Here is a 12,093-nt window from a genome sequence, read left to right as displayed (position 1 = left end):
CCTCCTAAGAAAATTAAATTTGCTCCGTCATTTTGACAGGCAATCAGATAGTCACAAATTCATGAGGGTTCATTCCCTCGATCGGAATCGGCTTGGTCAGCTTCATCAGTCCCATACGGGAGATCGGCTGCGTCAGCAAAGTTTCCAGCGCCTGCATCCCTTCCGCCCGGCTGATCAGCCCTAGACCGATTTGGCTCAGTCTGTCAAACTCTTCAGAAATGTGATTGTCAGCCCGCTCCCAATAACCCCAGTTCATCACTTTGACCCGGCATGACAGCCGTCCGGAAAGCTCATGGGCAAATGCGTCTTTAAATGTGCACCCCGCCGCATAATGACTTTGATTCGGATTCTTAATATATGAAATAACCGAAGAGAAAAAGAGAATAAAGTCCAAAGACTCTTTCGCAAATACTTCGGCAATGTTGACGGAAATATCCACTTTCGCCTTAAGGCCGGCGTGAAACTGTGATTCTTCCATATCTTTTACGCTTTCATTCGCAAATACCATCGCTGAATGAACGACGCCGCTGATGGTGCCGTATGTGTTTTTAATCTGTTCATAGGCGCGCTGAAGCGATGGAAGATCAGAAGCATCTGCGGATATATATTCGGGAGCCGGGCCTGATGGCCGGTACCGGTCTATTTTTTGGCGTATCCGGCTGTCCAGCGGCCGCCTCCCGATCCAGACGATTCGGGCTTTATACGTCGTCACCATATAATCTGTCCAAACCTCGCCGATGCCTCCCGCACCGCCGATGATGACATATACGCCTCCATAGCGGTAAGGAACACTTTCAGACGGCTCGCTTTGGACCGGAAGCAATTGAGGCCGGTACCATTCCTGATGTCTGCGCACCCATGCTTTACCCGTACGGTCGCGGGGCAGGCTGAATATGTCTTCTGCGGGGAAATCCCCTCCGTCTTCAAGATCGACCAGACGGATGTGCCAGCTCGGATGTTCTTTAGCGAGAGACCCGACAAAACCGTGCACACTGGAATGAGCGGGACGCGCCTCATCATATTGGGTGATAGGCTGTGCTTGGTGCGTAATCACCGTAATCCCGAGCTGCTCTTTTCCATACCCGAGACCGATAAGAGCTTTGGCCGCTCTGAAAATTTGCAGCACCCCGCTTTTTTGATCATGGATGTAAGAATCAGCTGGCTGAGGGGCAAACCAGATCATATGCTGAATCTCACCGAGACGGCGGAGCCGATCAGATATCACTTCAACGGAAGCACTTTGGCTGCTGTCAAATCGGACAGCTTTAGGAAACAATCGTAAAACCGCGTCGGCCTGCCCGTCTGTACCGCCTATAATGAGAGCTTTTGCTTCAGAAATGGGGAAGCCGGTTTGGTTGTCTATCGGTTCCGCGTCCCATACCTGCATCAGTTTGACGGCTCCAGTAAGGTCACCCGGCAGATCGTATTGCTTATTATCGGTTACGGGCGGCGCACTTTCGGCCATCCGGGCAGAAAACCCTTTTATCCTTACACACACCTTGCCGCGTTCATCACATATATCAATGTCCATTCTTCGCACGGCCGGTGTTTCATGCGTCACAAACACGGCCGCCCACATGTTTGGACTGCAAGGATGAAAAACGGTCAGTTCATGTAATTCAAAAGGCATTAACGGCTGCTCCGGATAACCCGCTTGATCTTCATTCATAACGCCGATGGCCGCCTGAAAAGCGGAATCAATCAGACTAGGATGGAGCACAAACTGTTCGGCCTCATCAGAAACGGAAGCAGGGAGCACCAATTTAGCCAAGGCTGCTTTTTCCCCGCGATAAATGTGATCAATTCCTTGATGTGAAGGTCCGTATACAATTTCCGCCTTTGCAAACGCCGCATAGCAGTCTTCTTTTGACAGCACTTTTTTGCGGCATCGCGCTTTCAGCTGTTCAATATGCAAGACCGGCGCCTCAGACAGCGGCTCAATCACAGCACTGCCTTCACAATAAATGTCTGAATCGTTTTCATTGCTGTACACTTGAAATGAAACATTGCCGTTATCCTCCAAGGAAAGCCCTGTCGTCATTCGCAGCGGCTCTTTTTTATGAACGGCCTGGCGTATCCAGCTGATATACCGCAGCGAAATGCCGGTTTTAGCCGTGTATTCAGCGGCTAACGGCGCGGCAGCCAGTTCAGCCGCGGCTCTCGCCATTTCAAGATAAGCCGCCCCGGGGAGAACACGCTTGTTTTGGACGATATGATCGGCTAAGAAGAATTCATCTCCGTTCAGTACCGTGCTGAATTTTTGTTCTAACAAATCTGATGTATTGCGGTGAAGCAGCGGGTGAAGCCTGCTTTCTGTATTTACGGAAGTAACGGGATGATCGGGCTCCGGTATCCAATATTGTTCCTTTGCAAACGGATACGTCGGCAGACTCATCCTGCGCGGTTTCTCCTCCTGATACAGCCGCGTCCAGTCTATCTCAAATCCTTTTGACCACAGCTCCGCAAGTTTTTTGTAAGTGCCGCTGTCCATCCATTTTCGGATCAGCTCCTCCGTATCCTGATCATCATTCAGGAAACCCCTGATTTCCGTTCCGCTACCAGACCGCCCTTGAAAGCAGCCGTCAATCTGCCGTTTTCGTTCTGTAAATTCGGTTAATTTCCTGATCAGGTCCGCTTGATCGTTCACTAAAAAAACAAGCCGTTCTTCCATTGCCAGCCGTCCCGTTTGCAGCGTATACGCCAGTGACCGCAGGGAAAAAGGTTCATCAGGCTGCTTATCTAAGCCGGACTGACCGAAAAGACCGGAAAGAATATTCTTATGTTTCTCATCTTTTGTAAGACATTCTGCTAAAGTCCGGACGGAAGTATGCTGTATGAGATCAGTCATGTCTATTTCCAGCTCATATTGATCCGTCATCAGCTCAGAAAACTGAGTCAGCTGCATGACATCCAAGCCGAATTCCTTCCAATCGTGTTCACCATCTACCGAGCCGGCCGCTACATGCAGAACTTCCGCCAGAACACCCCGCAACGCATTTTCCAGCTGATTTTGCATTGTATCTATTTTGTTATGAAGCGGACCGCTTCCTTCAAGCGCTTTATCTTTGAGAAATATCAGCAGGCGGGCAGCGTATTCCTTCAGCCGCTCCGGATTTTTCGCTGATAGAGGCACGATATACGGTCTCTCTTGATTCTCCGTAATGCCGGCGTTTTTAGGCCTGTACTCTTCTAAAATGAGATGAACGTTTGAACCCGTCGCCCCGAATGAACTGATGCCTGCGCGTCTCGGACAGGAATGTTTACTGCCGTTCTCTGTATACGCCGGCTTTTTCCATGACTCGGTTTTTTGCTGCACGTAAAATGGCGAGTCCTCTAAACGAAGATACGGATTAATCGTCTCTGAGTGCAAAGAAGGGACAAGCGTTTTGTGAAACAGCTGCAAAACCGTTTTATGAAGCCCGCTGATCCCGGCGGCTGATTCCGCATGTCCGATATTCGATTTAACGGAACCGATCGCACAAAATTGCCGATCCTCCGTAAACGTGCGGTAAGCTTTAACAAGACCTTGTATTTCAATCGGATCTCCTAAAGAAGTTCCGGTTCCATGCGCTTCCACATAAGAAATCGTCCGGGGATCGATCCCCGTTTTTTCAAAGCATTCAGCTATCATATCCCCCTGCGCCACGGGGCTCGGCACGGTAATCCCGCTGACGGTTCCCACGTGATTGACGGCGCTGCCTTTTATCACCGCATAAATATGATCCTTATCTTCTTCGGCTTTGTGAAGCGGCTTCAGCAGCACGGCCCCGATGCCGTCAGCTGAGACATAGCCTGTGCCGCCTTCGCCGAACGTGCGGCACAGCCCGTCACTCGAATGCATATCCATCAAGCCGTATGTGATATATTTTGTCGGGTGCAATGATAAATTGACGCCCCCGGCAAGAGCTGCTTCACATTCACCGCGTCTCAGACTTTCCGCCGCCATATGGACGGCCGTCAGAGATGACGAACACACCGTGTCAACCGCCATGCTCGGCCCGTGAAAATTGCAAAAATATGAAACCCGGTTTGCGATCGGCGCATAGTTCAAGGGATAAGGAAAGACCAGCCCTTTGGCTGCAGCTTCAGCGCCGACGAGAGAATAATCCATATGCATCACCCCGGCAAACACACCGACGTTCATTCTCTTATTCGGCCCTTTCGGCTGAACGATTGTTTCCGGGGTGTAGCCCGCATCCTCAATCGTTTCCCAGCATGTTTCTAAAAACAATCGTTCTTGCGGATCTTTAGCTTCTGCCTCCCGCGGAGAAATCCGGAAAAATTTCGCATCAAAACAATCCGGATCGTCTATAAAACCGCCCCATTTGGAAATCGGCTTGCCGGACGGCGATCGCAAATGCTCATATTTCCTCGTATCCCAGCGGGAACGAGGCACTTCCGTTACGCTGTTTTCTCCATTTTTTAAATTTGCCCAGAATTCACGAAGATTTTTGGCGCCGGGGTACCGTCCCGCCATCCCGACGATGGCAATATCTCCATTCTGCGTTCCGGCTGACGCCGATTTTTTCACGCGGATTTGGGTCGTCCTCTTTTTTTCCCGGTGCAAAGGTTCAGCATTTGAATGTCCGCTTTGAGCATGGCCGAAACCGGCTCCGTAATGTTCGCACAAATACCCTGCCAATTCCGTGATTGTCGTGTATTCAAATAACAGCGTCGGCAGAAGCTGCGTTCCGATTTTCCGTTCAATTTCCTTTACCATGTCCAACAGCCCCGGAGAATCCAGCCCCATTTCATAGTAGCCGATATCCGGGTCAATCTCTTTCACAGGTTTGTTCAATCGGGCGGCAAGCAATTCTTTTAAATAAACGATGCACTGTTCAGTAAGGCCGGCGGAAGCCTCCGCAGAGCGGGGTTCCGCTTGCGGATCCGGGACGGCATTCCGCCCGTCAGGTTCTTTCTTTTGCCGTTTCTGATTGATCAGTTCCGGGTCCCTCACCAGTTTATTGGCGAAGTTTTTCAGTTCGCCGACTTTTCTGCCTTCCTCATTGAAAAACTCCATTGTTACGTAAACGAGATCTTTCTTACGGGTGACGGATTCTTTTTTTATCTTGGTGATACATGTCGTCTGCAGCAATTCGGCGCAATAAAACGATTCATAAAACAGCGGCAGAAATAATTGCCCCTCCTCTCTCGTCAAAGGAGCGAGATATACATTGGAGCCGATGCTGCTCGCATCTATCAATGCGGGATGAAACATCGCCTCTTCTGCATGTTCCAGCTGATCCTTTTGCACCGACAGATCAATATAAATCTCTTTTTCAGTTTGGTAGACGCTTCCGCAGCCTTTCATCATTCCTGAATGAACCAGTTCTTGATCCCTGCATTCCGCGTAAATGTCCTCAAGCGGTATTTCTGCCGCCGTTTGTTTTACGGCATCCATCCGGACGCTCTCTTGGAAGCCGGCGGGCTTGACGGAATGCATGTGCGCCGCGGCATATACCTTTGTCCCTGCTGCTTCGTCACCTTGTTTTTGCCCTTTCACCTCCACCTTCCACTGCCCTTCGCCGCTCACTGTACAATCAACGGAAAGCAGGATTGATTCTCCCTGTTCAGGAGCTAAAGGGTGAAAAATCGATAAGTGCCTGAGTTCAAGGCCGGCATGAAAAAAACCGTTTTCTCTGAAAGTCTGATAGATCAGGTCAATATAAGCCAGACCCGGCAGCAGTTCCTTTCCATAGGCTTTATGATGTTTCAGAACGGGGTGCTGATTGTTAATAAGAAGCTGCTCTTGCATATGAACTTCCTCCATATCGACGTTCAATTTTCAGCGCAATCAGTAAGTCTTCATTTGTTTCCAAAACGTATTCGGGCGGGACTTATGTGCGCTTTCATGCAGGCTTTCGGCTTTGTCCGGACGAATGGGCCGGCGTTTTAATTCCTGTCTCGGCAAAGGCTTTCTAACCGGGGTATACGCCTTTTGCTCCCAAGCTTCCACTATGACATGGGCATTCGTCCCTCCGTCAGCGAAGCTGCTGACGGCGGCAATCCGCGGTGAATCCGTCCATTCACGCAGAGCGTGCGAAAAATAAAACGGCGAGGCGGACAAATCGTAATGCGTCATCGGCTCTTTGCCCGAAAGGAAAGGCACACGCATTCGGCGCGAGAGCATAAGCACTGTTTTAATGAATCCGGCAATCCCTTCAGCGCATAACGGGTGTCCGATATTCGGCTTCATCGACCCCAATTCGCAAGGCGCGCTGTTTTGCATACGGTACACCGCTTCAATCGCCCTCAGTTCCAAAAGGTCTGTTACTTCAGAGCCTGAACCGTTTGCTTCAATGTAGCTGATATCCTCCGCTTTTCTGCCGCTTTTGGCAAGCGCCTTGGCCATCACTTCTTTTTGCGCCTGTATATTCGGTGTGGCAGGCCCCGCGGTTCTGCCGTCATTGTTTACGGAAATGCCTTTAATGACCGCATGAATCCGGTCCCCGTCTTTTACAGCTTGGGCCGCTGTTTTTAAATACACCATTCCGACGCCTTCTCCCAATACGATGCCGCCGGTGCGGCGGTCAAAAATATGAAACGCAGGCTCTTCGCTTAACAGATTGCGAAGTTCGAACATCCGGTGGGTTTGACCGGATTCCAACAGACTGACTCCCCCGACCACCGCTGAGTCGATTTCACCGCAAGAAAGCGCCTGTATCGCCATATTCATACCGACAAGCGCTGAAGAACAGGCCGTATCCAAAACGAGACTCGGCCCCTTCAAATCAAAGAATTGAGAAAGATTGGCCGCTAAGTAATTCGGGCCGGCGGCGACTATCGGATTTTTTGCATGCTTCAGACGGTTTTCGTCAGGCATACTGCCGCCGCGTCCTCCTAAATAAACACCGGCTGACCTGCCTTTCATTTCTTGTAAAGAGTAACCGCTGTCTCTGAACAGATGGAGCGCCTCTTCTAATATAAGAAAGGACTGGATATCCATTGCCTTGATGTCTTCTTCGGGAATAAGGAAAAACTCCGGGTCAAAATGCGTTACATTTTTTAAAAGGCCCGCATAATCCGCCTTCTCCGTTTTCCAGCGTTCTTTCGGCACCCTTTGAATGGCCGACGTTCCTTCAGACAGCAGCTTCCAATAAGCTTCAATTGATTCAGCTCCCGGAAAACGGCAGGACATTCCGACAACAGCGATGTCTTGCGCCGCTGGAGCTCCGGAAGGCTGAATGACAGCGGCTGCTGTTTGTTTGGGAACGTACGGGATTACAGGCTGCATCGGTTTTGAAACGGTAGCTTTGATTTCCGGATATGCTGTTTCAAGCCATCCCGCCAGCGCAGCAACCGTAGGGTATTCATACAGCACCGCCGGGTCAAGGTCAGCTTTGATCCTCTTTCCGATCGCTCTGGACACTTGGGCAAGCATGATGGAATCGGCTCCGTAATCTTGAAAAGGTGTATCAGATTCAAATCTTGACGGCTCCAGTCTTAATTCCCGGCAGCAAATGCCCGTCAGCCATTCCTCAATGCTTTCTGTATCGGCCTGTTCCTGCTGCTTTGTTTCAGTAAGCCCGGATGAAAGCAGCAGACGGTCAGGCTCCCATTTTTCAGGGTGAATGACGGCCGGCATAATAACAGATCCGCAATCGCCTGCCATAATGGCATCAAACAGGCTCAGTCCTTCTCTGTCAGTGATGCTCTTTAAACCGCTTTTCTGATAGACCCGGCTTTTTGATTCGCCCATACCCGTTTCTTTCCAGCTCGGCCATTGGATGCTCAGCACCGGAAAACCTTTTGCGGCCGCAAAATAATCCATATAGGCGTTAGCCATGGCATAATCGCTTTGTCCCGCTCCTAATTCCGGCATCACGCCGGACACTGAAGAAAACAGCGCAAAAAACCGGAGAGGCTCCTTGTGCAGCGCTTGATACAAAAGGTCCAGTCCGTCTGTTTTAGGTTCAAGCACGGGCATCATCTGCTCTTTTGTTTTGCGGATAAAGGCGGGATGATCGAGATCTACGGCTCCCGCTGCGTGTATCACGCCTCCTATCGGCCCCATCTTCTCTTTCACCCGGCTGACGGCCTGCTCATATTCAGGGCCGGAAGATACAGACAGCACTTCCGTTTGGACACCTTTTTGTTCGAGCTCTCTGATTCTCCTCACTTTATCGGAAAACGGGGAATTCCGTTTGGTATGGTCATCCCACTCCGCTTTCGGAGGCATTGTTTCTTTTCCGGTAAGCACGAGTTTCGTGACTCCGTAACGTTCGGCAAAATGCCGGGCGAATAAATATCCGAGTCCCCGGGTCCCTCCGGTGATCCAGAGCACATGGTCTTTCGGAAATGAAAATTCTTTTTCAGCTAAGCTGTTTGTTTCCTTTAACCGCGCATGATAGCGCACACCGTTTCGGTAACACACTTCGATGTCTTCAGAATCGCGAAAAAACTCCTCTGCGATCTGGTTTGCCAGCTCAGGAGCTTCAGCAGTCCGTTCTGCATCCATATGCCGCGAGCGGATATCCTTATACTCACTTTGGAGCATCCGGTACAATCCGGCCTTTTTTGCACCTGAGAGATTTATCGTTTCATTTGCAAAAGGTTCAAGCCCCTTTGTCACACAAAGCAGCTGAAGCTTTCGGCCGCGGTTTCTGTTGTCAATGAGAGACTGCAGACGATGAATCCAGCCGTCATCATGCTTGATTTCCATCCCGCATCCGGTCACATCAATCAGACCGCCAAACCGGGCCGCGTCCCCGGATATTTCCGATGATGCAGCGTCAATGATTTCAGACTCGTGGAAATAACGGGACAGCTCAACGGCCAAATTTCCTGTCTGGTGATCAGCAGCTATTCCGATGACGCCCCGCACTTCCTTAGCCGGAACACGGCTGCTTTCTGCCCAGCTTTTCTGTAAAAAGCGGATTTCACGAAATGTTTCAGCATGTGTTTCGGCATCACGAACATTGTCCGGCGCTGCATCGTCCGGCCAATAACGATCCTTTATAAATGGATAACCGGGAAGGCTGATGCGGTGCGGCAGGCTGCTGTTATAAAGCTCTGACCAATCAATCTTCAGCCCTTTTACCCAAAGTTCCAGAAGCTTCGCGATTTTTTTTCTTTTCATCCATTTACGGACGGCTTCCTGCATATCTTCATCCTTAAAAACGGCTAGAATGTCTTTATACTGTTTGCTTTTTCCCCTGAAGCAGCCGTCTGTCCCGCCGTCAATAAAACGCTGCAGTTTTTCCGCTAACTGCTCCGTCGACGTCACAATAAACGCCGCACGTTCTTCCATCGCTTCTCTTCCGGTTTGAAGGGTGTAAGCCGCATCCCGGAGGCTGCGGTCTGTGACGTCATTTTTTCTGATCGCTTGAAGAAGCTGCTGCGCCCGCCGCTTCAGGCTGGCCTCCTGTTTGGCGGATAATAAAATGACTGCGGGGTCTTCATCTGTGAATGGCTCAGAAATCTCCCTATCAGGTTCAATATATTCTTCTATCAATATGTGGGCATTTGCCCCGCCCGCGCCAAAAGAAGAGATTCCCGCGATTCTCGAAATCTCTTTCTGCGCTCCGTTTTCCTCAATGACCGGCCGTTTCCAGTCTGCCAATTCACGCTGCACCACAAACGGCGTCCGGTCGAATGCAATATTCGGATTCAATTTCCGGCAATGTAAAGAGGGGGCCAGCTTGCGTTTTTGAAACTGGAGCAGCAGTTTCGTTACACCGGCAATGCCTGCTGCGGCTTCTAAATGCCCGATATTGGATTTAACTGAGCTGATGGCGCAAAAGCCTTTATCTGGCGTTTTCGTTTGAAATGCGCGGGTCAAACCGTCAATCTCGATCGGATCTCCTAGTTCAGTACCCGTGCCGTGGGCTTCGATACAGCTGATCATCCGCGGATGTATTCCTGATTTTTCAAGCGCGCCGTAAATCACGTCAGCCTGGGCGCTCGGACTCGGCACTGTATACCCGTTTGTTCTGCCGCCGTGATTGATATGAGTGCCGCGAATCACCCCGTAAATATGGTCCTTATCAGCCATCGCTTTTGACAGCGGCTTTAACAGCACGGCCCCGACGCCTTCACCGGGAACAAATCCGTCTCCGCCTTCACCGAAACTTTTGCACGTTCCGTCTTTTGAAAGCATTCGATAGGCGCTGAGCTCCGCATAAGCCGAAGGATGCGTATACACATTCACACCGCCGGCAATCGCCATGTCACATTCGCCGCGAAGGATGTTTTCACACGCTTCATGAATTGCAGTCAGCGAAGACGAGCACATCGTATCAACCGGCATGCTCGGCCCTTTCAGATTAAGAAAATAGGAAACTCTGTTGGCCGCTGAACTGAACGACGTTTTCGGCTGCAGGGTGCCGCCGTTTTTCCAGTACATTCCGTACCCGTTTTTCGTAATGCCAGCAAAAACGCCGACCCGGCCGTTATACAGATTCTCAAGCTGTTCCTTCGTATAACCGGCATCCTCCAGTACTTGCCAGCACATTTCAATAAAGAGACGCTCCTGCGGGTCCATATTCAAAGCATCACGGGGTGAAATTTGAAAAAACAGCGGATCAAAGAAAGCGGCATCTTTCAGAAACCCGCCCCGCTTACTGTAACTTTTCCCTGCTTTCACGGCCGCTTCGGGATCAGGGTTATAGTATTTGTCCTTTTCCCACCGCTCTTCGGGAATTTCCGTCACACAGTCTTTTCCGGCTGCCAAGTTATCCCAGTACTCTTCAAGTGTTTCAGCTTGCGGATAACATCCGCTGACTCCGATAATCGCAATCCCTTCTTTTGTCTGGTTCTCATTGGAAAAAGAAGGCCGTTTCTTTCGCTTGATAAACGACGGAAGCACCGGAAAATCTTCATTTGCCAAAACCTGTTCTGATATGCCTGAACGGTGCTCATCATCATTTGTCCATTTTCGGCATTCTTTTGGATAATCCGTGACAAAGTGAGCTGCCAGGGAGCCCAGTGTCTTATATTCGTAAAAAACCGTTTTGGAAAGGTCACCGAAAAGCAGAGACAATTCGCGGTTCAATTTCGTCACAGTAACTGAGTCGATTCCGTAGGTTTCCAGCGGCTCTTCAGTGTCTATGTTGGAAACAGCCATTTTTGTAGTCAGGGCAAAAAGCGTTTTGAGCTGAAGAAGCGTTTGTTCATACAAACGTTCACTGTGGTGTTCGGCATTGGTTTTTTCGGGAGCGCCCGCCTTGATGACAGGCTGCAGCTTCAACCCCGACAGGGAAGCCCATATTTTTCCTTCTTCGTCACATAAATCAATATAAAAGCTCCCCGCCTTCTCTTGTATCTCGGCCCATACCCTGTCAGGACAAGATTCATAAAACAAAAGCTCGTCCAATGAAACCGGGGCGAGCGTTTTATATTCTTTGCCGCCAAGCAGCGCGCATGCCTCTGTCACACTTTGTATCACACAGGGAGGGAGGCCGAATCGGGAGGATTCTTTTTGGTTTGTCAATGGAATTGATATGTCTGCCAGCATCCGTCCTGCTGAGGCGTAAATACGCTCAATTCCTTTCATGTGCTCACTGTATTGAACAGTATCGTTCTGAGTGATGGCTTCAATTTGCTGCTGATCCATCAGGGAACCGCTGTTTTCCTTCAAGCGGCTGATATCCAGCATGCCAGGCGGAGCATCAACTGGCTGAATCGTCCCTTGGCTGTACACATCATGATGACTGGAATCGGCAGAAAATGGATTATAAATCTCAAACCTTTTGGCTTCACCCTCTGCGGGTATCAGCCTGATTTCGATATGGAACGGCTCAGCCTCAGTCAGAATGGGCTTTGACCACACAATATTCCTCAGCCGGACAGCCGCAGTCTCCTTTACTGTCAAAACAGCCGCAGCTCTCGCCATTTCCAAAAGAAGTTCTCCAGGCATAAGCTTTTTATGCTGTAAAGAAACATCAGCGAGAAAAAATTCCCGGCCGCTGAAAGCTGCCGAGAATCCCTGTCCCGTTTCATTGGAAATATGCTGCTGAGCAAGCGGATGAAGGGAAGCCGCTTGGCGAAGTCCCATCCGCATATCATAATCGCGCAAAATGCCGATCGCATCCTGTTTTGTCATTTTTTTATTTTTGACGTCAGAAAAAACCCGGTGCAGAAACTCTTTCATAT

General features: G+C 50.0%; 2 protein-coding genes. Both read right to left on the bottom strand.

Features of this window, described 5'->3' with window-relative positions; genetic code table 11:
* Nucleotides 1-43: 43 nt before the first annotated feature.
* Complete coding sequence (locus AUL54_RS18810; protein WP_060964829.1) at nt 44-5,755, bottom strand: type I polyketide synthase; 5,712 nt, start codon at nt 5,753-5,755, stop codon at nt 44-46.
* A gap of 39 nt (nt 5,756-5,794) precedes the next feature.
* Nucleotides 5,795-12,091, bottom strand: a complete 6,297-nt coding sequence (locus tag AUL54_RS18805) for a type I polyketide synthase (RefSeq protein WP_060964828.1) — start codon at nt 12,089-12,091, stop codon at nt 5,795-5,797.
* Between the last annotated feature and the right edge of the window lie 2 nt (nt 12,092-12,093).

The sequence above is a fragment of the Bacillus sp. SDLI1 genome (genome assembly GCF_001553895.1).
In the GTDB taxonomy this organism is placed as follows: Bacteria; Bacillota; Bacilli; order Bacillales; family Bacillaceae; genus Bacillus; species Bacillus siamensis.
The sequence above is the reverse complement of the archived record's forward strand: the minus strand, read 5'-3'. Positions and strand labels throughout refer to the sequence as shown.

Coding starts and splice junctions, on each gene's coding strand:
- AUL54_RS18810 (WP_060964829.1), bottom strand. CDS start 5,755: ATGCAAGAGCAGCTTCTTATTAACAATCAGCACCCCGTTCTGAAACAT.
- AUL54_RS18805 (WP_060964828.1), bottom strand. CDS start 12,091: ATGAAAGAGTTTCTGCACCGGGTTTTTTCTGACGTCAAAAATAAAAAA.